The sequence below is a fragment of the Paenibacillus sp. A3 genome (genome assembly GCF_001399685.1).
Taxonomy (GTDB): Bacteria; Bacillota; Bacilli; order Paenibacillales; family NBRC-103111; genus Paenibacillus_G.
The window spans coordinates 1-578 of record NZ_JTHN01000335.1 but is presented as its reverse complement, the minus strand read 5'-3'; the positions used below and the strand labels follow the sequence as shown (position 1 = coordinate 578).

General features: G+C 54.5%; 1 protein-coding gene. It reads right to left on the bottom strand.

Going from position 1 to position 578, the window contains the following annotated elements:
• Positions 1–357: 357 nt before the first annotated feature.
• A partial coding sequence (locus QJ48_RS34305; RefSeq protein ID WP_157261854.1) for an FAD-dependent oxidoreductase occupies positions 358–578 on the bottom strand: 221 nt, incomplete at its 5' end.

Below are 578 nucleotides of genomic sequence, written 5' to 3'. Positions count from 1 at the left end.
AAATAAAATTGTGGCTATTTATAAAATTAATATGATTAATAATTATTTACATTAATCATCTAATTCCGTAATTTCACACCTTGATTTTCCACCAACTATTCAGCAGGCGACCTTCCTTAGAATGTCTGAACCGATAGCCTCATCGGGATGGAGACTAACCACCCGCCATCAGCGCCGCAAATGCGTGCCGGAAAAGGCGCGCAAAGCAGACCGCCATTTGCTAACCGCTCGGTAGATGGCCCGATCCAAACATAGCGAACACTCTGTCGCTGCAACAGGTCGATGACTGGCTTGCAACAAGAGAGCCCACTCCCCCATGAGCGTCCCTAAAATCCTACTCCGCCCCATGCCCCAAAGCTACACCGGCCCCAGGACAGGCCACGCCAGCTCCACGCCGCGCTGGACCAGCGCGCTTTGGAAGTCGGCAAGCCGGGCCGAATCGCGGCGCACTTGACGCGGCGAAACTCCCCGCTGCAAGCAGTATGCGGCCAGCGCACCGGCGGCTTCGCCGATATTCCACTCCACCGGGTGCAAACGGTAACAGCCGTTCGTCAAATGCGTGACGCCGATGTTTTTGC